General features: G+C 57.7%; 16 protein-coding genes. 8 read left to right on the top strand and 8 right to left on the bottom strand.

From position 1 onward, the window contains the following. The 7 genes from J4G38_RS16750 to J4G38_RS16720 form a co-directional block, all read right to left on the bottom strand. Positions 1 to 1,074 (bottom strand): cytochrome c oxidase subunit II, encoded by a 1,074-nt coding sequence (locus tag J4G38_RS16750; RefSeq protein WP_210519674.1) that lies wholly within the window; start codon positions 1,072 to 1,074, stop codon positions 1 to 3. 80 nt (positions 1,075 to 1,154) lie between these two features. Further along, positions 1,155 to 2,468 carry a quinol:cytochrome C oxidoreductase gene (locus tag J4G38_RS16745; RefSeq protein WP_226163489.1) on the bottom strand — a complete coding sequence of 438 codons (1,314 nt, stop codon included), beginning with the start codon at positions 2,466 to 2,468 and terminating at the stop codon, positions 1,155 to 1,157. A gap of 6 nt (positions 2,469 to 2,474) precedes the next feature. Beyond that, entirely contained in the window at positions 2,475 to 3,221 is a 747-nt protein-coding gene (locus tag J4G38_RS16740; protein WP_210519672.1) for a c-type cytochrome, read from the bottom strand. Beyond that, positions 3,221 to 3,748, bottom strand: a complete 528-nt coding sequence (locus J4G38_RS16735) for a DUF3341 domain-containing protein (protein WP_210519671.1) — start codon at positions 3,746 to 3,748, stop codon at positions 3,221 to 3,223. Before J4G38_RS16735 ends, J4G38_RS16740 begins: the two co-directional genes overlap by 1 nt. Further along, positions 3,741 to 5,198 (bottom strand): NrfD/PsrC family molybdoenzyme membrane anchor subunit, encoded by a 1,458-nt coding sequence (gene nrfD, locus J4G38_RS16730; protein WP_226163488.1) that lies wholly within the window; start codon positions 5,196 to 5,198, stop codon positions 3,741 to 3,743. The genes J4G38_RS16735 and nrfD overlap by 8 nt, the downstream gene beginning before the upstream one ends. A gap of 11 nt (positions 5,199 to 5,209) precedes the next feature. Next, positions 5,210 to 8,242: a TAT-variant-translocated molybdopterin oxidoreductase gene (locus tag J4G38_RS16725; RefSeq protein WP_210519669.1), complete on the bottom strand. Its 3,033-nt coding sequence runs from the start codon at positions 8,240 to 8,242 to the stop codon at positions 5,210 to 5,212. Between the two features lie 168 nt (positions 8,243 to 8,410). Further along, positions 8,411 to 9,751: a cytochrome c3 family protein gene (locus J4G38_RS16720; RefSeq protein WP_210519667.1), complete on the bottom strand. Its 1,341-nt coding sequence runs from the start codon at positions 9,749 to 9,751 to the stop codon at positions 8,411 to 8,413. A 486-nt stretch (positions 9,752 to 10,237) separates the two neighbouring features. Here J4G38_RS16720 and rpsF point away from each other — a divergent pair, with 486 nt between their 5' ends. The 6 genes from rpsF (at position 10,238) to priA (ending at position 18,936) form a co-directional block, all read left to right on the top strand. Then, the gene (gene rpsF / locus J4G38_RS16715) at positions 10,238 to 10,615 is read left to right on the top strand and encodes a 30S ribosomal protein S6 (protein ID WP_210519666.1); all 378 of its coding nucleotides are present in this window, start codon (positions 10,238 to 10,240) and stop codon (positions 10,613 to 10,615) included. A gap of 53 nt (positions 10,616 to 10,668) precedes the next feature. Beyond that, a complete protein-coding gene (gene rpsR / locus J4G38_RS16710) occupies positions 10,669 to 10,902 on the top strand; it encodes a 30S ribosomal protein S18 (RefSeq protein WP_035561439.1) in 234 nt (77 codons plus the stop codon). Between the two features lie 92 nt (positions 10,903 to 10,994). Beyond that, complete coding sequence (rplI, locus tag J4G38_RS16705; RefSeq protein ID WP_210519664.1) at positions 10,995 to 11,438, top strand: 50S ribosomal protein L9; 444 nt, start codon at positions 10,995 to 10,997, stop codon at positions 11,436 to 11,438. Positions 11,439 to 11,537: 99 nt separating this feature from the next. Continuing rightward, complete coding sequence (locus tag J4G38_RS16700; RefSeq protein WP_210519662.1) at positions 11,538 to 14,162, top strand: GSCFA domain-containing protein; 2,625 nt, start codon at positions 11,538 to 11,540, stop codon at positions 14,160 to 14,162. Positions 14,163 to 14,228: 66 nt separating this feature from the next. Beyond that, entirely contained in the window at positions 14,229 to 16,334 is a 2,106-nt protein-coding gene (locus J4G38_RS16695; protein WP_210519659.1) for a thioredoxin domain-containing protein, read from the top strand. Between the two features lie 58 nt (positions 16,335 to 16,392). Beyond that, positions 16,393 to 18,936 carry a replication restart helicase PriA gene (priA, locus tag J4G38_RS16690; RefSeq protein WP_226163487.1) on the top strand — a complete coding sequence of 848 codons (2,544 nt, stop codon included), beginning with the start codon at positions 16,393 to 16,395 and terminating at the stop codon, positions 18,934 to 18,936. A gap of 86 nt (positions 18,937 to 19,022) precedes the next feature. Here priA and J4G38_RS16685 read toward each other — a convergent pair whose 3' ends face one another. Then, positions 19,023 to 19,628, bottom strand: coding sequence for a hypothetical protein (locus J4G38_RS16685; RefSeq protein ID WP_210519656.1), 606 nt, complete (start codon positions 19,626 to 19,628; stop codon positions 19,023 to 19,025). A 290-nt stretch (positions 19,629 to 19,918) separates the two neighbouring features. On the opposite strand from J4G38_RS16685, the gene J4G38_RS16680 reads away from it, so the two are divergent. Next, positions 19,919 to 20,647 carry a class I SAM-dependent methyltransferase gene (locus J4G38_RS16680; protein ID WP_210519654.1) on the top strand — a complete coding sequence of 243 codons (729 nt, stop codon included), beginning with the start codon at positions 19,919 to 19,921 and terminating at the stop codon, positions 20,645 to 20,647. Between the two features lie 15 nt (positions 20,648 to 20,662). Beyond that, positions 20,663 to 21,949: an S-adenosylmethionine:tRNA ribosyltransferase-isomerase gene (locus tag J4G38_RS16675; protein ID WP_210519652.1), complete on the top strand. Its 1,287-nt coding sequence runs from the start codon at positions 20,663 to 20,665 to the stop codon at positions 21,947 to 21,949. Positions 21,950 to 22,004 lie beyond the last annotated feature (55 nt).

Here is a 22,004-nt window from a genome sequence, read left to right as displayed (position 1 = left end):
TTAGTAAGAAGCAGCCAGCGGCGTGGGGGCGGCTTCCTTTTCCTCAGTAGAAGAAGCTACCGGAGTAACCATTGTTTTGGCTTTCAGTTTAAAAGCGGCCAATACATCGGGGTTTTTCTGCGAGAAAGACTGCTGGGCCGCATACCAGTTTTGGTAATCATCCGGCTCATCTACTATTACAGTAGCCTTCATCGCGAAATGGCTACCGCCGCATACCTGGTTGCAAGCCAACTCGTAGTTGAATTTAGGATTGCCCAACTTGGCACGCATCTCATCAGTCGTGGTGGTTGGCGTAAACCAAAAGCGGGTTGGCATGCCAGGCACGGCATACATCTGCACGCGGAAGTGCGGCATGTATACAGCGTGCAATACGTCGCGCGAACGAATCTTAATCAGTACGGGAACACCTTTGGGAACGTGGATTTCGTTGGTCGTAAAATCATCCAACGCGGACTTGTCGCTCAGGTCGAAGCCCCACTCGTTCACCGCGTCAATCATGCGGTAATTTATCACACCCAGTTTCATGTCGCGGCCAGGGTAGCGCACCAACCAGTTGAACTGCTTGCCCATCACTTCAACAACCACCGAATTTTTCGGAGCAGGGCCAGTAATGCGCGTCCAGGCTTTCCAGCCGGCGAAAATCAGCGCGGCCATTACAATCGCCGGGATAATCGTCCAGATAACCTCAATCTTGTTGTTGTGGGCAAAAAAGTAGGCCCGACGACCTTCTCTGTGCTGATACTTATAGGAATAAACGAAGAGCAGTGTTTGGGTAATGGCGAAAGCCACGCCAAGTACGGCCATCGTAATCCAGAACATTCGCTCCATTTGATGGCCGTGCACCGAGGCAATCGGCGGGTTCATCTTGCTGAAGTTCTCAACAAATGAATAAGCAAACCAACCACCGCCACCAATCAGGAAAACCAGCATCAAAATAGCATTAACGCTATTGCTCATGCCAATATCACGGGTAAAGGTGCCCGAAAAAATAGAAGTAAAAATCTGCAGGCGGAACAGCAGGCCGAAGACGACCAACAGCAACACCAACACTAGCAAAATGGTAAGAGCAGTCATTGAGTTTTTAGTATTGAGTACCAAGCATTGCGTATTGAGGTGTTTAGCAGACTTGCTACTCAATACTGCAGACTAACAATCTAGGTAGTGTGGTGAATGCTCTCGTCCAGGAACGGATGATTAACCGGAACCAGCGAAGCCGAAGCCAGGCGGCGCGTAAAGAGAATCAGGAAAGCACCAAGGAAAATCGCGGCGACACCAATCTCAATCAGGAACCCGTTTTCGCCCTTCATAGTGCCCGGCATCAGCATTAAATAGAAGTCGGACCAGTGACCGCAGAGGATGGCAATGGCGACGATTTTCATTATAATCATCTGGCGCTTGGCATCCCGAGTCATCAAGCCCAGGAAAGGGAAAACGAAGTTGATTGCAATGTTGAAGAAGAACATGAAAGTATAGCGGCCTTCGAACCCACCGAGTCGTTGGTTGAAGTAAACCGCTTCTTCAGGCAGGTTGGCGTACCAAATCAGCATGAACTGGCAAAACCACACATAAGTCCAGAAGATGCTAAAGCCAAACATCAACTTACCCAGGTCGTGCAGATGGTTGGAAGATAAAGCACGCAGATAGCCTGCTTGTTTCAGAAAAATTGCCGTTAGGGCAATGGCAGCAATGCCAGACACCCACCACGAAGCAAAAACGTACCAGCCAAACATGGTACTGAACCAGTGCGTGTCAACCGACATCACCCAGTCCCAAGCCGACATCGACGAGGTAACGGCGTACAGCACAAGGAAAAGAGCTGAAGCCGTGATACTCTTGTGAAACCAATAAGTGCCGCCATGCAAATCTTCCTGCAAAGACAATTGGCGCAATTTCCAGCTGAATACGCCCCATATTACTAAGTAGCTCACCATGCGGATAACATAGAAAGGCAGGTTCAAAAAGCCACTCTTGCCAGCGATGATGGCATCATAATTCGGGCTGCCTTTGTCCATGATGCCCTCGTGGGTCCAATGGAAGATGTCATGGCGACCAATCAGGAACACAATGAGCATAATGACGCCGCCCGGAATAACCCAAGCGCTCAGGGCTTCAGCAATACGCTTTAACAGGACCGACCAGCCGGAGTAGGCCACGTAATTGATGGCCATAAACACAGTCCCAACCGTCGAAACGCCCAGGAAAAACAAGTTGCTATGCCAGAGGCTGATAATCAGGCGTTTCAGCCAAATTGGGCCACCTTCTTCATGGGCCGCGCCGTGAGCGGCAACTCCTGCGTGGCCAGCAGCCTCGCCATGTTCAGCAGCACCCCAGCCCATGACGGATGCCAGAATGCCCAGAATTAGAATCACAACACCGGCAATGATGATAGTGAGGAAGATTTTACGGGCGCCATCCGTAACGACGAGCTGTTCAGCCGTGGCGCTTTCTTGGTGCGTCAGAGTTGCCATAGTACGTTAGTTGGAGGTGCCGTTGGTTGCTTTAGTTTTGCCTTCACCGGGAGTTTCGGAACCGGTGCCGGCCTGGGCTTGGCCCACTGGTGCCTGGTTGGTGCGGTCGGTCATTTCAGTAGAATCGTTAGCAATGCTGGTTGGTCCTTTAGCCACCAGTTTGCTTAGGGCATCGGGGCCTTCGCCACGCTGCAATACGCGCACGTACATGGCAATTTTCCAGCGCTCTTCCGGATTCACGATGGAACCGTGGGGCATCATACGGTTGCGGCCCCATTCGATGACGTGGTAGATGTGGCCATCGTTCATCGTTTTATAAGCGCCGGCTGAATAGTTCGGCACGCCTTTGAACTTGAGGCCGACCGGTCCCTGACCATCGCCCTGTTCGCCGTGGCAATGCGAGCAAATGCGGGTATAGAGCACTTTGCCTTCTTCCAGATTTGCTTTCGTGTACGGGAAAGGGTTGTGGAGGAGACGCTCGGCCATCCGGACACTATCCTTGGGAATATGGTCGAAATAGTTCAGCTTACCACGGGGCACGGTGCCATTGGCTGGCGTACGCTCGTTGATACCAAAGGAGTTGACCGTATTGAAGTGGGTCTGACTCAAGGGGTCGTACGGGATTGATTCGTACATCTCCGGGGCATATTCTACGCCGGGGTCGTTTCCATCGTTAGTGCAAGCCGTGGTGGCAAGCCCTAAGGAAAGTAGCAGCGCCGAAACGCGCAGGCTCAGGTTCAGCGGATGCATCATTAGTTGTGGGTCATTTCTTTTTGGTTGACTTCTGAAGCGCCATTTTCACGCAACAGTTGAGTCAGCCGGGGAAATTGCGAGCTAGTTTCATCCAATTCAATGGCCATTACGAACTTGTCGTCGGTGGCGCGTACGTCCATCACCGGCACTTTAAAGCGCGGATAGAGGCCGGTAATCGTGAAGAAGGTAATAGCCATGCCGTGGCAGGTGAAGAATACCGTCAGCTCGAAGGCAACAGGCACGAAAGCAGGCAGCGCGATGTGCGGCTTGCCACCAATAATCATCGGCCAGTCAAAGCCCAGCATGTAAATCTGCATCCACAGGGCGAAGGCCAGACCTGTCATGCCGAAAAAGAAAGCGGCAATCGGGAGGCGCGAACGTTCAATTCCCAGTGCATCATCAATCCCGTGGACGGGATACGGCGAGAATACGTCGTGGATTTTTACACCGGCGGCGCGCACGTTCTCAACGGCGTGCAGCAGCACATCTTCGTCTTCGAAGATACCAAGGGCGAAGTGCTTAGTCATGCTTGTTATAAGTTACAGGAGCCGAAGCAGGCGCCCCGTGAATGGCTGGTTGATGAGCGTGGGCAGCGTGGGCCTTCTCCGGATTATAAGTCGGGCCATTGTCTACCGTGTATTTCAGGATGGTTTTTATCTCAGCCATGTTAATCACGGGGAAGAACTTGGCGAAGAGCAGGAACAGCGTGAAGAACAGACCCAGCGTACCAACATACAGGCCGATGTCGATAATGGAGGGCGAGAACATAGCCCAGCTCGATGGCAGATAGTCGCGGTGCAACGAGGTCACGATGATTACAAAGCGCTCGAACCACATGCCGATATTAACCACGATAGAAAGCGCGAAGGTGAGCGGAATGCTGTAGCGTACGCGACGGAACCACACCAGCTGCGGCGTAATCACGTTACAAGTCATCATCGAAGCATAAGCCCACCAGTAAGGACCGGTAGCGCGGTTGATGAAAGCGTATTGCTCAAACTCAACCTGCGAGTACCAAGCGATGAAGAACTCTGTGATGTAAGCCACACCCACAATCGAGCCCGTCACCATCATGATTTTGTTCATTAGCGCGATGTGCTCCAGCGTGATATAGTCTTCGAGGCGGAATACTACGCGGGTAATCAACATCAGCGTGAGCACCATGGCGAAACCTGAGAAGATGGCACCGGCCACGAAGTAGGGCGGGAAGATGGTCGTATGCCAGCCCGGTACAACCGAGGTGGCAAAGTCCATCGATACAATGGTGTGCACCGAAAGCACCAGCGGGGTCGAAACACCGGCCAGAATGAGCGACACCGTCTCGTAGCGCGACCAGGCTTTGGCCGAACCTTTCCAGCCGAAGCTGAGCATGGAGTAGCTAAACTTGGCGATAGTGCCCTTGGCGCGGTCACGAATCGAAGCAAAGTCCGGAATCAGGCCAATGTACCAGAACACCAGCGACACTGTGAAGTAAGTCGAGATGGCAAATACGTCCCAGAGTAGCGGCGAATTGAAATTCGCCCACAACGAACCAAGCGTGTTTTGCAAGGGAAATACGTAGAACGCCAACCACGGACGGCCCATGTGCAGCACCGGAAACATCGCGGCGCAGATTACGGCGAAGATGGTCATGGCTTCTGCTGCCCGGTTGATGGACGAGCGCCACTTCTGGCGGAACAGCAGCAGTACGGCAGAAATCAGCGTACCGGCGTGGCCGATACCAACCCACCATACGAAGTTGGTAATGTCCCAGGCCCAGTTCACGGTTTTGTTCAGGCCCCACTCCCCGATGCCGTACCACACGGTACGGTACACCGAGTAGAAGAACACTCCCAGGAAGAACAAGGCTACGCTCAGGGCCGCCATCCAACGAATGTTGGGTTTGGCTTCAACCTGATAGCAGATGTCTTGCGTGACGTCGTGTAACGTCTTGCCGCCAGTTACGAGCGGCTCGCGTACGGCTGATACGTGCTGCATAGTCTTATAAGTTAAGCGTTTTCTTTAGCGAAGAACTCCGACTCGGAATTCCGAATCTTCGTCAGGTACGTCACGTTCGGCTGCACGTTGATGGAATCGAGCGAATGGAAGGCGCGTTCGCCATCCTCGCGGCGGAGGAGCTTGCTGATGCGGCTTTCCGGGTCGCGCATATCGCCGAAGACGATGGCCTCGGTGGGGCACGACTGGGCGCAGGCCGTCACAATCTCACCATCTTTCGGGCGGCGCTTTTGCTTTTTGGCTTCGAGCTTGCCCAACTGAATGCGCTGGATGCAGAACGTGCATTTCTCCATCACCCCACGGGCGCGAACCGTTACATCCGGGTTCAGCACCATGCGGCCAAGGTCGGTGAACATGTGGCCGTTTACGGTTTCAAACTTCTCATTGGAGTAGTACGAGAACCAGTTGAAGCGACGCACTTTATATGGGCAGTTGTTGGCGCAATAGCGGGTGCCGATGCAGCGGTTGTAGGTCATCTGGTTGATGCCTTCCGAGCTGTGCGTGGTAGCCAGTACCGGGCATACCGTTTCGCAGGGAGCGTGGTTGCACTGCTGGCACATCATCGGCTGGAAAATCACCTGCGGGTTTTCCGACGGGTCTTCCATGGCAGCGTAGGTAGCCACCTTGCCTTTGGTATCGAACGAGTCCTTGTGGGTATCCGAGCTGTAGTAGCGGTCAATGCGCATCCAGTGCATCTCGCGGCGGTTAATTACCTGCTGCTTGCCTACTACGGCAATGTTGTTCTCGGCCTGGCACCCAATCACGCAAGAGCCGCAGCCGATGCAGGAGTTGAGGTCCACAGCCATGCCCCAGTGGTGGTTGTTGTATTGGTAATCCTGCCACAGCGAGACTTTACCCGGGGCTTCCAAGCCGTCAGGCGTGGCGACTTTTTCGTATTCGGTTACTTCTTTGGGATTCTCCTTATACTTAGCCAGCGTATTTTCCTGAACTACGGGCTTGCGGTCCATCAGCGTCTGGTGCGTCTGGGTCTGAGCAATGGGCGACGTGGCATCGGTCTTAGCCAGCGTCACCACGTTCATATACTGAATACCATTGGCCGTCATCGCCAGTGGAGCAGCATTCTCCCCTACTTTGTCACCGGCCTTACCGGCTTGCGTCCGGCCGTAGCCGAGGGCAATGCTCACCGTACCATTTGTCTGGCCGGGCTGAATCAGCACCGGTAGCTCAACACTGTGGCCGTTAGCCGTAACCTTGATGACGTCGCCTTGTTCCCACTTATTCTCGACGGCCATCTTGCGCGGCACGGCGAGGTAGTTGCCCCAGGTAGCTTTCGAAATCGGGTCGGGTAGTTCCTGAAGGAAGGGGTTATTGGCTTCGCAGCCAGTAGCGCTCAACCCTACTTTCTCATACAGTGCCAACTCAATGCCGCTAGGCTTTGCGGCACCACTGATTTGGGAAGCGGCAACTGCGGGGCTCAAAGCAGCCATCAGCATGGCCGGAGCGGCAGGGAGAGCGGTGCCAGTGGCAACACCATCGTGCACGGCCTTGTCCCAGGCAGCATCGGTGGGGGTTACTCCGCGCCAGTTGGCACGCAGGTATTTGTAGTAAGTGGTGTTATTGCCAGCCCAATGCAATAGGCTTTCCTGGGCCTGACGCGTGGCAAACAGCGGCGTAATAACCGGCTGCGACAAGCTCAGGTAGCCGCGCTTGGGCTCAAAGTCATTCCACGATTCCAGCCAGTGGCTGTCGGGAGCGGCGTACTGGCAAAGGCTACCGGTTTCATCCAAACGGTCGTTCAGCGAAATGGTCAGCGGCACTTTGGCGATGCCCGACTTCACTTTTTCTGCCAGCGGGTGATTGTAAACCGGGTTAGCGTTATAGAAGATGACAGCTCCAACGGTGCCATTATTCATCTCATTAACAAGCGCAGCCATGCGGGCATCGTCGCCTTGCCGCACATTGCTGGGAGCAGTCAGGTCAACTGTTGTCCCGAGGTTGCCCAAGGTCTGGTTGATGGCAGCCACCAGCGCCTGCACGGCCGGGTCGTTCGAGCCCGATACCACGAGGCTGCTGCCACGATTGGCGGACAACTCAGCCGCGGCTTTGGTCAGTTGCGGGTTGGTGTAAGACGACGAACCGCCGTTGCCACCGACTGCGTTGTATAGGGCCAGCGCTACGGCGCCTATTTCCGAAGGCTTCACCGGCACACGCACATCGGCGTTGGACCCGGTCAGTGACATCGCCGTTTCAAACTGGAAGTGGCGCGACATCGTGCGCTTGGTGCTGCTCACCTTGCGGTTCACCACGTACTGCTTGGCATATTCCACCGGCGAAATCCAGGTACCGAGGAAATCGGCCCCGAGGCTCACGATGACATTGGCCTTACTGAAATCGTAAGCAGGCAGCACCCCGTTATTGGCTTGCAGCAGGCCTGAGGCCGACTGCGCATCGTACATAACGTGCGTGGTGCTGGGGTAGCGGGTAGCAAACTCAGCAATGGCCTTTTTAGTGCTGGGGCTGATGATTGTCGGTGATACGATGGCAATGCGGCCGGTCGTGGCAGCCAGTTTGCTGCGCACCTCGCGGTCGAACGCGGGCAACTCCACTTTTTCGTGGCTGTTATTCTTCTTTACAGCAAAATGCTGCAGGCGGCCACCATCATACAAGCTCAGCACTGCGGCTTGAGCTCGGGCCGAGAGGCCACCGCGCGTAATTGGCGACTCGGGGTTGCCTTCCAACTTAATTGGCCGGCCATCGCGGGCTTTCACCAGTACGGCGTTGTAGTCCGAGCCCGTGAAGTAGGTAGAAGCGTAGAAGTTGGAAATAGCCGGGTCAACTTCTTCGGGCTTGTTCAGATACGGAATGGCTTTGCGGACCGGAGTCTCGCACGAAGCCAACGTAGCCGCAGCCACACCAAAACCCATTAGCTTGAGGAAGTCGCGGCGGGGAGCCGAAGTAGCATCGCTGCTCTCGTGGCTTTCCTTGACCGGCATGAATTCGGCGAAGGCCGATTGCATGAACTCCGGGGCGCTTTCCAGTTCCTCAATTCCTTTCCAGTACTTCATTTTTGGGGACTTAGGGACTCGGGACTAAGGCCTTGGCGATGCAAGACTCAGAGGCCGCGAGGTACTTGAATTTATAAGCGGAATCTTTTTTTTGTAACGGTATGGGCAAGACGATGACTTAAAAGCTTCGGGAACAAGTTCCTCCACTTTCAGAGCGTCATCAGCCAATTAGTAGTGGCACTTCGAGCACTCGGTACCACCGTTCGACGACACGGTGAAAGGGGCGCCGGCATTCTTGGTGTCGTGCAGTTTCACGAGGTTGTCGTAGTACTTGTTGTCCTTCGTGTTGAGGGGCATCTCGCGGTGGCAGTTGATGCACCAGCCCATGGTGAGGGCCGAATACTGGTACACCACTTCCATGTTCTGGATGGGGCCGTGGCAGGTCTGGCACTGGAGGCCAGCCACCTGCGTATGCTGCGAGTGGTTGAAGTAAGCCAGGTCGGGCAGGTTGTGAATGCGCACCCACTGAATGGGCTGGTGGCGCTCGATGGCCCGGTAGATTTTCTTGATTTCCGGCGACTCTGTTTTAATCTGCGAGTGGCAGTTCATGCAGATGTTGGCGGAAGGAATGTTGGCCGACTTGCTTTTGTATACCGAAGTATGGCAGTAGGCGCAGTTAATCTGGTGTTCGCCGGCGTGCAGTTTGTGCGAGAAGGCGATGGGCTGAGTGGGTTGGTAGCCTTGGGTCAGGCCCACGGCCATCACACTTTGGACGCCTTCATAAAGTAAAACCAGGGCGAAAACCGTCCCTACAACTCCGCGCATCGCCGGCGAGTGGTAAAACTTGCTCCAGTTGAAGCGCTGCTCCAGAATTTCAATATCACGGCCGTCGAGGTCTTTACGGCCGCGCAGAACATCCTTCATCAGGTTACCAATGATAACGAGCGTTACCACCAGCACAATCAACACCACTACCAAGACAATCAGGAGGATGTCAACGTATTTACCAGCACCTGCTTCGGTACCGCCAGCCGCACCGGCATCTGCGCCATCCGTTTTAGCAGCATTCTGTGCCGTAACTCCGGGATTGGCTTGGCCTTCCTGCGAAGTAATATAGGCAACAATCGACGTGATTTCCTTATCCGAAAGGGCAAAGGAGGGCATTTGCTGCTTATTGAATTTATTGAACAGCGCTACGGCGTAATCATCACCGCCGGCTACCACTTTGCTGGAGTTTTTCACCCACGGCAGAATCCAGGAAATGGGGCGGCGCTTGGTGATGCCGCCGAGGGCTGGCCCTACTACTTGCTCGTTCACGGCGTGGCACTGGGCGCAGTTGCCTTTAAAGAGCGCATCGCCAGCGGCGATGGCAGCGGCATCGCCGCCACCGGCTGCCGGCGCGGTGGCAGTAGCAGGAGTGGCAGCAGCAGTAGCGCCGGGAACAACCCCTTGGGTTTTCACGTCGGCAGTAGCACCTGCGGCTTGAGCCAAAGCCTGTTGGGCACCGGCAAACGTAAGCAATAATGCCAGCAACAGATGAGGTAACGAACGGAGTCGATTGCTATTCATAAGAAAATAGGCGGTAAAACGAAACGCTAGGGCATTTCAAGGCCACAAATGTAGGTCAGGAATCGTAGGCGGCAAAGAGTGAAACACAATTTCCGGGCATTCCTGGCCGTTCATATCGGCCCATTTCTATGCTCCGTCTTTCGGCTTTCGCCCAATTGGCCCGGTGGCTACTCAACTGTAGCTGTTGATTTTATTAGCTTCTCAAATACGAGGGCCCGGCGATTGATAAAGCCCTAAATGGCAACTAGTGAACCACTATTTTGTTAGCCGTTTCAGAAGAAATAAGCGGGCATTTTCCTGTGGGGACTGGCTGCCAGGACTGGGACGATTGCGCAAAACCGAGGCAAAAGGATTCTCAGGTCGCTCCTGCCCTGAGTTTACTTCATAATTAGGAAGGAAGTGCGAAAGGCTCTTGGCAATGTGCCCGAAAGTCAGTACCTTTGCGCCCCAATCAAATTTTTTCACCCCCAAATTCACCCCATCGTAATGGAAGTAAGAAATTACGAGACGGTCTTCATCGTAACTCCCGTATTGAACGAGAGCCAGGTGCAAGAAACGGTCGAGAAGTTCACCCAGGTGCTTAAGGAAAATAGCGCCGCCATTTTGTCCACTGAAGCCTGGGGCCTGCGCAAGCTGGCGTACCCAATTCAGAAAAAAACCACAGGCTACTATTTCTGCCTGTCGTTTACTGGTGAGGGCAACATTGTTGACGTACTCGAGCTGGCTTTCCGCCGGGACGAGCGCATCATCCGGTTTTTGACCACCGTGCTGGATAAGCACGCCGTGGAGTACAACACCCGTCGCCGCAATGGCGAGATGAACCTGCAGAAGGCTGCGAAAGAAACCGAAGCCGTAGCCCAATAACCAGTCAAGATATGGCAACTCCCGCATTCAACCGGAACAACGACCGGTCGGCAATGAACAAGCCGCAGGACACCCGCAAGAAATACTGCCGCTTCAAGAAGAACGGCATTAAGTACGTGGACTACAAAGACCCGAACTTCCTGCTGAAGTTCGTGAACGAACAGGGCCGCGTGCTGCCCCGCCGCCTCACCGGCACCAGCCTCAAGTTTCAGCGCAAAGTGACTCAGGCCATCGCTAAGGCCCGTCACCTCGCCCTGATGCCGTACGTAGCCGACGCCCTGAAATAAATTATGAGTTACAAGTTTTGAGTTTTGAGTTGCTGCAATGGCAATTCTTAACTCCTGACTCATAATTCAAAACTCATAATTCTAGCAAGACAATGGAAATCATCCTCAAAGACGACGTTAAGGGCCTCGGGTACAAGAACGACATCGTGACCGTGAAATCGGGTTACGGTCGCAATTTCTTGTTGCCGCAGGGCCTGGCCATGCTGGCCGACAAGACGAACAAGAAAATTACGGCCGAGAACGTGCGTCAAGCCGCTCACAAAGCCGATAAAATCAAGGGCGATGCCCAGGCCATTGCCGACCAGATTGGCGACGTGGTACTGGAAATCCCGGCCAAAGTGGGCGAAAGCGGCAAGATTTTCGGCCGCGTAACCACCCTGCAATTGGCTGAAGCCCTGAAAGCGAAAGGTGTGGACGTGGACCGCAAGCGGTTGTCGTTCGACCAGGAGCCTTCGGCGGCCGGCGACTACACGGCTACGGCCAACCTGCACAAAGAAGTAAAACACACGGTGAAATTCCGCGTGGTAGCTGAGTAGTATCTACTTAGCATCAACAAAAAAAGCCCTACCTTCTGGTAGGGCTTTTTTTATTCCGGCTTTCGGGCTGGAAACGGGTTAGGGGCTATTTTTGCTTTAATGTTTAGAACTGAACTTACAATTGCCCCAGCCACGGGCCAACTACCGCGCACGGCGCGGGTCCTCACCATGGGCTCCTGCTTTGCCGACAGCATCGGCGCGCGCTTAGCTACCAACAAGGTGGAAACGCTAGCGAATCCTTTTGGCACCGTGTTTCAACCCCTGGCGCTGGGGCGCCTGCTGCGCGCGGCAGCGGGCGAAGACGTGGACTGGCAGCAGCACCTCGTGGAAGCGCGTGGCCGCTGGCAGAGCTACGACCTGCACGGCAGCATCGGGGCCGATTCGCCGGTGGAGCTGCTGCAGACCATTCAGGAACTGGTGCGGCGCACGGGCGACTTTTTGCGCCAGGCCGATGTGGTGCTGCTCACGCTGGGCACGGCCTGGGCCTACCGCCTGCGCGAAACCGGGGAACTGGTGAATAACTGCCATAAGCAGCCGGCCGACCTGTTTGTGCGGGAATTGCTGACGCCCGATGAGCTCATCAACGACCTGGCGGAAACCCACGCGTACTTGCGGCGCATCAACCCCGAGCTGCGCTTTGTGGTAACGGTGAGCCCGGTGCGGCACCTAAAAGACACGTTGCCGATGAACTCCGTGAGTAAATCGGTGCTGCGGCTGGCTACCCATATTGTGAGCGACTTGCTGCCGGGCGTGGCGTATTTCCCGGCTTACGAGCTGCTGTTGGACGATTTGCGGGACTACCGCTTTTACGCATCGGACATGCTGCACCCATCGGAAGTAGCGGAGGACTACATCTGGGACAAGTTTGCCCGCACGTATTTTGACGCGGACTTTGGACGGTTTCGCAAAGAGTGGGCCGCCGTGCGGCAGTCGCTGGGCCACCGGCCGCTGCATGCGGGGGCGCCGGAGCACCGGCAGTTTCTGGCCAGCACACTGGAAAAGCTGGAGCAGCTGAGCTTGCGCAAGGTGGCCGTAGCTGACGAGCTGCACGAGGTCCGGGCCCGATTAGCAGCACTGCCAATGCCCCGGATACCGGAGCTGGCACCCGTGCTGGAAAGCAACGAAGAGCTGGTTGATATCGGTGGCGACTCAACCACTCTTAGCCCAGCTGTTGATGATGCAATAATTAGCCAACCAGAAGGCAAACAACCGCAATCTGCGGAAGGCCGGCCGCCGCGCCTGTCGCCGGAAGAGTTTCGGGCGCAACGGGCGGCGCGCTCGGGCCGGCCGGAGCGGGGCCGTCGCGATGGCCGTGGCAAAGGCCAGTCGGAACTGGCGGCCACTGAGAATGAGCAGTTTCAAACAGCCTCGGGCGTTGCGAAGGTTGAGCCTGAAAACCAGCCTTCGTACGATGCCGCAGCGCAAGTTTCGCCTGACTTGGAAGGGGCTGAATTGCCTGTTGCTCCCAATACTGCGGACTTAGCAATGGCTGATGGCGAGGAGCTGGCGAAGAAAAAGAAACGCCGCTCACGCGGCGGGGCCAAACGCACAGCCCGGAAACATGCGCTGCGCCTGGCGGCGGAAGAGGGCTTTATCACAACCGAACCTGGTTCGGGGGCCACGGCTGAGGCTGATAGTCCACAGGAAAGCACGGAGATTACTGGGTTGCAACCGGCTAACAATACGGCCGAGGGAGGCACGCAGCCAGAACCGACGAAGCGCGGCGGACGGCGCAATGGGTCCGGCGGCCGCGTTCCACGGGTCGAATTATTTGCGGCTGCCCCGGCCCCGGCTGATGTGGCCCCTTCCTTAAACGTTGATGCGGAAGAGCCTGATTTGCCATTCGCTCTGGCCGAGGCTCCGGCTATTTTGACTGGGCTTGGCGAACCGCGTGCTGCTGGTCCTGATACTCGGAATAATCGAAATAGAAACAAGCGTGGTGGCGGCAGGCCTGCGGCAGAAGCATCGGTGCCTGACCTCGCCAACGCGAGCCTTGCAACAGATGAAACCGCATCATTTGCGCCAATTGGCACGGCGGAACAGTTGTCCGGGAGCAATGAGCCAGCGGCAAGGGAGTCGGGAAATCGCATTGACCGCGGGCAGCCACCAGTGGCTGCTCCATTAGTAGCTGGCGCAACCGATGCAACGGGTATAGCCGGCGCAACTCCGGTAGCTGCCCGCCGGCCGAATCGGTCGAAAAGCCGCGCCGTTAGTGCGGCACGCGCCGAAAAGCCAGCCATCGACACCCCGGTAATTCCCGTGCCGGATGTTTTGCAGGTTCGCACACAGGTAGCGGCGGGCCGCATGACCGGCTCTTCGGCTAGTTTGGTGGCACCCACGGCCCCGCCAAAGAAAGTGGCAGCCGCGAAGAAACCAGCAGTTGTTCCTAAAGCAGCAGTTGCCCCTAAAGTAGTAGTGGCCAAGGCTAAGGTTGTGAAGGCGGCTGTGGTGCCGGTTGCGGCCGCAGTCGCAAGTAGTCCCGTGAAGCCCGCGCCGACCGCCAAGCCAAAGGCAGCCGCCAGGCCTAAGGCGGCAGTGGTTAAGCCAGTCCAGCCGACGACTGCGGCGGCCCCAAGCCCGCCCGCCAGGCCAAAATCGGTGTCTAACCCCAAGGCGGCAACGCCTAAGCCGGCCTCGCCCAAGGCAGCCACAGCCAAGGCTACCGAACCTAAACCAGCGGCACCCAAACCCAAGGCGCTCAGAAAGCCAGCCAAACCGGCATAATAAATTCCCAAGCCCGGCCCTTTTCGCCGGGTTTGGTGTTTCAGTACCTCCCCTACCCTTTTCGCAATGGCTCACGCTTCGCCTCCGACCAACCGCCTCGCCGAGGAAACCAGTCCTTACCTCCAGCAACACGCCCACAATCCCGTGGACTGGTACCCGTGGGGCCCCGAAGCGCTGGGCCGGGCGCGGGCCGAGCAGAAGCCGATTCTGGTTAGCATTGGGTATGCGGCCTGCCACTGGTGCCACGTTATGGAGCGCGAATCGTTTGAAAACGCGGCCGTGGCGGCGGTGATGAACGCGCATTTCGTGTGCATCAAGGTCGACCGGGAGGAGCGGCCCGACGTGGACCAGATTTACATGGATGCCGTGCACGCCATGGGTTTGCAGGGCGGCTGGCCGCTGAATGTGTTTCTGACTTCGGAGGCGAAACCGTTTTATGGCGGGACCTATTTCCCGAAAGGCAACTGGGTGAAGCTGCTGGAAAACATCGGCCAGGCCTACGCGGGCGAGCACCGGAGCGAACTAGAGCAGTCGGCGGAGCGGTTCATGGAGGTCATTGGAGCCAGCGAGTTGGCGAAATACGGCACACACAACCGCAATGCCGCGCAGGAAGCCGATTTTACGGCGCTCCAGGATATTGGCGTGGCACCGGAAACCGGCCCGGCGGGGGTTTCCGACGAAGAATTTAAACTATTGGTTTATAACCTGGGGGTGAATTTCGACCGGGAGCACGGCGGGATGAACCGCGCCCCGAAGTTTCCAATGCCCAGCATCTGGCGGTTTTTGTTGCGCGCGCACGCCATCAGCGGTAGCCGGGCCGTGCTGGACCAAACGGTGCTGACGCTTCGGGCAATGGCCTGGGGCGGCATTTATGACCAGGTACACGGCGGTTTCGCCCGCTACTCGGTGGATGGCGAATGGCTGGCCCCGCACTTTGAGAAAATGCTGTACGACAACGGGCAGCTGGTCAGCCTCTACAGCGAAGCATTTCAGCTAACTCAGGATGAGCTATTTCGGGAAACGGTGTATGCGACCATCGAATTTATTCGGCTGGAGCTGACCAACGACGAGGGCGGTTTCTACTCCTCGCTGGATGCCGATAGCGAAGGCGAGGAAGGCAAGTTTTACGTCTTCACGAAGGACGAGCTGCGCGAAATTCTGGGTGATGAGGAGCCGCTGTTTTCCGATTATTACAACTGCACGGCCACCGGCAACTGGGAGCATGGCCGCAATATCCTGCACCGCCGCGAAACCGATGCAGACTTTGCCGCGGCGCACCAGCTGGCGCCCGGCATCGTAGCCGAGCTGGTGACGGGCTGGAAGCAGAAAATTATGGCCGTGCGCGCCACCCGCGTTCGGCCCGGCCTCGACGATAAAGTCCTTACCGGCTGGAATGCCCTCATGCTCCAGGGCCTCACGGATGCCTACCGCGCTTTCGCAGAGCCCGAATTCCTGGTCATGGCCGAGCACAACGCCCGCTTCATTGAAGCCAACTTGCGTGACGGCTCGCGGCTGTACCGCACCTGCAAAGACGGCCGCGCCAGCATCAGCGGCTTTTTGGAAGATTACGCGCTGGTCATTCAGGCGTACATCAGCCTCTACGAAGTGACTTTTACCGAAAAGTGGCTGCACGAAGCGGAAGTGCTGACGGCATACGTGCTCAGCAACTTCTTCGACCCCGCCGAAACGCTGTTCTTTTACACCGATAGCAGCGCCGAGCCGCTCATCGCCCGCAAAAAAGAACTATTTGACAACGTCATTCCCGGCTCCAACTCCGTGATGGCGCACAACCTGCGCCGCCTGGGCCGCCACCTCGAAAACAGCCGCTACACCGACTTGGCCGTGGCCATGCTGGCCCAGGTGCGCCACCTCGTGGTGAAAGAGCCGCAGCACCTCACCAACTGGGCTTCGCTGTACGCGGCGCTGTTGCGGCCGGGCGCGGAAGTGGCCATTATCGGCCCCAAGGCTGAAATTTTTCGCGCAGAAATCAGCCGCCAGTTTTTGTTTGATACGGTGCTGGCCGGCACCAGAACCACCGCCCAGCTTCCGCTGCTGCAACTGCTGAAAGCCGACGCGAACGGGCGCACCGCCGTGCACGTTTGCCGGAATCAGGCCTGCTTGGCCCCGTTTTATGCAGTGGCCGAGGTCCTGGCGGCACTGGTCGCTGTGTAGCGCTTGGCGGCATCTGGAGCCTGTTATCTTTACTATCCGCCCCTACGCCATACCTGTTTTGAGTCTCACGCTTGATTTTATTTCCCCCGCCGCCGCTCCGTCGGCCGACCGGGTAACCCTGTTTGCCGACGTTATTCTGCCGCTGCCGCTGCCCCGGCTCTACACTTACCGGGTGCCGTATGAGCTGAACGACAACGTGGTGATTGGCGGGCGCGTCATCGTGCAGTTTGGGGCCAAAAAGACGCTCAGCTGCATTGTGGCGGCCGTGCACGAGAACGCGCCCAAGGAATATCAGGCCAAGTACATCCTCGAATTTATCGACGATGCGCCCGTGGTGACGCAGCCGCAACTCAAGCTCTTCCGCTGGATGGCCGACTACTACATGTGCACCATCGGCGAGGTGATAAACGCGGCGCTGCCCTCGGCGCTGAAGCTCAGCTCGGAGTCGCGTATTCAATTGCACCCCGGCTTTTCGCGGGAGGAAAACGAGTACCCGCTCTCCACGCAGGAAGAGTTGATTGTGGACGCGCTGGGCGTGGTGGAAGACGGCAAAGCCCTGACTTTTACCGAAGTGGGCGACCTGCTGGGCATTACCTCCTTCCACAAGGTGATAAAGTCTTTGATGCACAAAGATGTCATCTTCCTCTTCGAGCACACGGCCGATAAATACTCGCCCAAAGTGGTGAAAAAAGTGCGGCTGGCGCACCATTTCGTAGCCGAAGCTTCGCTGGAGCAGCTCTTTGAAAATCTGGCTACCAAGCCCAAGCAGCTGGACGTGCTGCTGAAATATCTCCAGCGCGTGCCGGTGCATCAGAACGAGCACGCCAACCAGAACGGCATCGAGAAACCCTACCTAACCAGTAGCCCGCACCTCTCGGCTTCGGCCGTGAACACACTCATTAAAAACGGCGTGCTGGAGCAGTTCGACGTAATCGTGTCACGCTTTCCGCTCGAAAACGAGCCCACCGCGCAGCTGCATTTTAGCCTTACCGAGGCCCAGACCACGGCACGGAATGAAATCATGGCGCACTTCGGGGAGAAGGAAATTGTGCTTCTGCACGGCGTGACCGGCGCGGGCAAAACCGAAATTTATATCGACCTCATTCGCAAGGCCATGGAGGGCGGCGGGCAGGTACTGTACCTGCTGCCCGAAATTGCCCTTACGGCCCAGATTGTGACACGATTGCTGCGCGTATTCGGCTCGCGGCTGGGCGTGTACCACTCCAAATTCTCGGATAATGAGCGGGTGGAAGTGTGGAACGGCGTGCTCTCGGGCCGGTTTCAGGTGGTGGTGGGCGTGCGCTCGGCGGTGTTTCTGCCCTTCGACAACCTCGCGCTCATCATCGTGGACGAGGAACACGAGTCGAGCTACAAGCAGTACGAGCCCGCTCCGCGCTACAACGCCCGCGAAGTAGCCCTGATGATGGCCAACTTCCAGGGGGCCAAAACCCTGCTCGGCTCGGCCACGCCGGCCGTGGAAACCTACTACCAGGCCAAGCAGGGCCGCTACGGGCTGGTGAGCCTCACCAAGCGCTTCGGCGAAGCCGGGATGCCCGATATTGAGCTGGTGGACACCCGCAAGGCCCGCGAGAAGAAGACCATGCACAACCACTTTACGGCCGATTTGCTGGGTGAAGTGGAGCGCACGCTGGGCCGCCAGGAGCAGGTAATTCTGTTCCAGAACCGGCGCGGCTACGCGCCCGTGGTGGCCTGCCAGGACTGCGGCTGGATTCCCAAGTGCACCAACTGCGCCGTGAGCCTGAGCTACCACAAGCATAGCCACGAGCTGCGCTGCCACTACTGCGGCTACCACGACCCGATGGTGACCAAATGCCCCGCCTGCGGCTCCCGCGCCGTGAAAACCCAGGGCTTCGGCACCGAGAAGATTGAGGACGACCTCAAAATCATGCTCCCCCAGGCCAACATCCAGCGGATGGATTTGGACACGACCCGCGCCAAAAACAGCTACCAGCAAATCATCGGTGACTTCGAGAAGCAGGCCACCAACGTGCTGGTGGGCACCCAGATGGTAACCAAAGGCCTCGATTTCGCCAATGTGAGCCTCGTGGGCATCATCAACGCCGACAGCATTATTCACTACCCCGATTTCCGGGCCCACGAGCGCGCCTACCAGATGTTTGTGCAGGTGAGCGGCCGGGCCGGGCGCAAGGGCAAGAAGGGCAAGGTCATCATCCAGACGGCCGACCCGACGCAGGTGATTTTCGACAAGGTGATTCGCAACGATTACGTGGAGTTCTACAACTACGAAATCATGCAGCGGCACGAGCACGGCTACCCGCCCTTCATGCGCATCATCAAGATGACGGTGAAGCACGTGGAACAGGGCCTGGGCGAGCAGGCCGCTATTTTATTGACCGAAGAGCTGGTAAACCGGCTGGGCCGGGCGGCCGTGCTGGGGCCCGAAGCACCCTACATTTTCCGCATTCGCAATTTTTATCTGCAGGAAATCACCATCAAGCTCGACCGCGCCCACACCGTGCTCAAGCACGCCAAGCAGATGATTTGCGAGGCCATGGACGTGGTGAAGGACCAGAAGGAATTCAAACAGGCCCGTCTGGTGGCCGATGTCGACCCAATGTAAAATCAGATTTGTTGAGGCATAATAAAGCCCCGGCCGCACGAGCGGCCGGGGCTTTATTATGCCTCAACAAGGTTGAAATGCCGGGGCTACATCTGGTCCAGAAGGTACAGCAGCAACAGCACGAGGCCCACAATAATAAGAATGCCGCCAATGATGCCGAAAATGTTGCTGACGCCCGAAAAGGCCGCGATAATTACCCCAATCAGCAATACGAGCAGCGCCGTGCGCAGGCTGCCGTCGAGGCGGGAAGTAGAAGCGGTATTGGAATGCTGCTTGAGCTTGGGCGCCTGAGCCATCAGCTTGTCAACCTTCTTCATGGTTTTGTTGAGGAGCAGGCGCTGAGCAAAATTCGGCTTAGCGGCCGGCCGGGCAGAGCCCGAAGCGGCCAGGGCGGCAACCTGAGCAGCTGCGGGCTGCGGCGCAGTAGCTTTAACAGATGGGGCATCGGCTTTAACCTCGGCTGGGGCTACTTCGGGGGCGGCGGCTACCGTTTCGGGCGCGGTGGCCGCAACTGGTGCGGTGGCTGCCAATTGCGGAGCAGCGGCGGGAACTGGGGTAGCCACGCGCGTCACGCCGTGGTACGAGCTGCCTTTTGGCAGCATGGCGTATTCGGCCCGGCTGCAGCTACCCAGCGTGAGGGCGCAGGCGGCAACGGCAACAAGTTTAGCGAACGGAGGAAACAAGTTTTTCATAAGTCGGCAAGGTGTTAGGTGAGCGGAAATGCCAGTTCTACGGCCAAAATTACAAACGGGTGCTCGTTTAAAGGTATTTTTTATGGTCGCGCTTTTCCGGGTTCGGTTATTGGTCTGAACAATACGATTCCAGCGGCCGAGTTGAAGGCAGCGTACCGGCTGAACGTGCCGCCCCGGATTGCTGTTGACAAGACCAAATGTGCTTACTTGCGAATCGTATGAGGTACTGTTTTTCAACCTGGCAACAGGCACTAAGTGTATTGGGTGCAGGCAGTGGGGCTGGTTTGCTGATGCTGAGCTGCACCCAGCTACCCGCCGAAACGCGTCCTTCGGCCAGCACCGAGCGCCGGATGCAGGCCGTGGTGCTGGCCGACACCAGTGGCTACGAAATGGCTCCGCCGCGCGACCCTAACGGCATTGGCACCTATTACCTGGGCCGCCAGATTGCCCACGTCATGGGCCACGAAGGCGCCAACTGGCTGGAACGCAGCGGCCGGCGCCAGGAAGAAGGCACCGACCTCCTGCTGAAGGAGCTGAAGCTGAAACCCACCGACGTAGTGGCCGATATTGGAGCCGGCACAGGGTTCTTCTCGTTCCAGTTGGCCAAAAAAGTGCCGAAAGGCGAAGTACTGGCCGTCGATATCCAGCCCGAAATGATTGCTGCGCTTCAGGAAAACAAGCGCAAGCTGAAGATGCCCAACGTGCGGCCCGTGCTGGGCACCACCACCAACCCAGCCCTGCCCGCCGATAGCGTGGATGTGGTCCTCATCGTGGATGCTTACCACGAGTTTGACCATCCGCGCGAGATGGGCCGGGCCATTCGACGCGCTTTGCGCCCCAGCACTGGCCGCCTGGCCCTGGTCGAGTACCGGGCCGAAGACGCCTCCGTGCCCATCAAGCGCATTCATAAGATGAGTGTGGCGCAGGCCCGGAAGGAAATGGCGGCCGTCGGCCTCGTGCTCACGGACTCGATTGAGACGCTGCCGCAGCAACACCTGCTGTTGTTTAAACGGAAGTAGCGGACCTTTGCGGGCATGAACCCCGACCCGCGCCAGCTTTCCATCCACGACTTCACCTATCCCCTGCCTGCCGAGCGCATTGCGCCCGAACCCCTCCCCGACCGCGCCGCCAGCCGGCTGCTGGTTAGCCGCCACGGCCAGCTTTCGGATAAAACCTTCCGCGACCTGCCCGGCGAATTGCCGGCGGACTCGCTGCTTATTTTCAACGATACCCGCGTGGTGCGGGCGCGGCTGCTGGCCAAACGGCCCACGGGCGCGCAGGTCGAGCTGTTTTGCCTGGAGCCCGTGGCCCCGCACCGCAGCCTGGAGCTGGCCCTGCAGCAAACCGGCCACTGCACCTGGCGCTGCCTGGTGGGCAATGGCCGCCGCTGGAAAGAAGGCCCCGTAACGCTGGAGTTTGAAACCAGCGCCGGCCAGGCCGCCACCTTGTGGGCCGAGCGCCGCACGCAGGAAGCCGGCACCGCGCTCATTGATTTCCGCTGGGACCCAGCTGCCTTGCCTTTCGCTGAGGTACTGCGGGCGGCGGGCCACCTGCCTCTGCCGCCCTATCTCGGCCGGCCCGACACTGCTGCCGATGCCGTGCGCTACCAAACCGTGTACGCCGCCGCCGAAGGGGCCGTGGCCGCCCCTACCGCCGGTCTGCACTTTACCCCCGAGCTGCTGGCCGAACTGGCGCAGCAGGGCGTGGAAACCGGCCATGTGACGCTGCACGTCGGAGCCGGCACGTTTCAGCCGGTGAAGGCTGAGCGCATGGCCGACCATCCCATGCACACCGAGCCCATTCTGGTGACGGCCACGCTGCTGCGGCAACTGCTGACGCACCGGCCCCGTCCCGTGCTGGCCGTGGGCACCACCAGCCTGCGCACCCTCGAAACCCTATATTGGCTGGGAGTGGGACTGTTGCAACACTCCGGTACGCACACGCCAACCCAGGGCCGCGTTCAGGAGCTACTCGTGACGCAGTGGCAACCCTATGAAATGGCGGCGGCGGCCGCCCACATCCCCCCGGAAGCGGCCCTTACCGCCCTGCTCAACTACCTCGATGCCACGCAGACCGACACCCTGCAAGCCAGTACGCGGCTGCTCATCGCGCCGGGGTATCGGTTTCGGCTGGTTGATGGCCTCATCACCAATTTTCATCAGCCCGAGAGCACGCTGCTCCTGCTGGTAGCGGCTTTGCTGGGGCCAAGCTGGCGGGCTGTGTATGAGCATGCGCTAGCCCACGGGTACCGCTTTTTGAGTTATGGCGACAGTTCGCTGCTGCTCCCCAACCAGCCGGCTTCGGGCCAGGCCGGCGCCTAAGCAAAACTCCGGCACGCTACTTGTAAGAACCTTTGCTGATGGGCCGCGTACAACC

Source organism: Hymenobacter terricola (assembly GCF_017921975.2).
Classification (GTDB): domain Bacteria; phylum Bacteroidota; class Bacteroidia; order Cytophagales; family Hymenobacteraceae; genus Hymenobacter; species Hymenobacter terricola.
This window is presented reverse-complemented; position numbering and strand designations above follow the sequence as displayed.